Raw genomic sequence first — 499 nt, forward strand, 5'->3', positions numbered from 1 at the left:
CATGTCGTGGACGCCACTGCCTTTGCCGCGCGTCCTGCCGCCGACATAGGTTTCGTCGACCTCTACGTGTTCATGGGCCTTGCCGCCGATCCTGTCCTGGTCGGGGCGCACCATGCCTGCCCGGAGCTTGTGGAGAATCTGGAATGCCGTCTCATACCTGGGCAGCCCAGGTTGCCGCTGGAACTGCACGGCAGACATGCCGGGCGTCTGGCTGGTAACCAGATAGGCAGCCCAGAACCAGATGTTAAGCGGCGTATGCGACCCCTCCATCACGGTTCCGGCTTTCAAGCTGGTATCTGTGCGACACTCGCGGCACCGAAACACGTTTGGACGGTTCGCAAACCGAAGTGGCTCACCGCCTGCCTCGCAATGCGGGCAAACAAAACCGTCCGGCCAACGCAACTTCTCCAGGTAAGCAGCACACGCCCCAACATCTGGAAAAAGCCGCTGGAATTCCGGCAGCGAGTGCGGGAACGGCAGATCGTCACGTTGATGGATG

Annotated in this window: 1 protein-coding gene; it reads right to left on the reverse strand. The window is 61.1% G+C overall.

Annotated features, from left to right (window positions below):
* A partial coding sequence (locus IV91_RS0114660) for an IS1595 family transposase (protein WP_035418835.1) occupies positions 1-498 on the reverse strand: 498 nt, incomplete at its 3' end.
* Position 499 lies beyond the last annotated feature (1 nt).

The organism is Ferrovum myxofaciens (genome assembly GCF_000735045.1).
In the GTDB taxonomy this organism is placed as follows: domain Bacteria; phylum Pseudomonadota; class Gammaproteobacteria; order Burkholderiales; family Ferrovaceae; genus Ferrovum; species Ferrovum myxofaciens.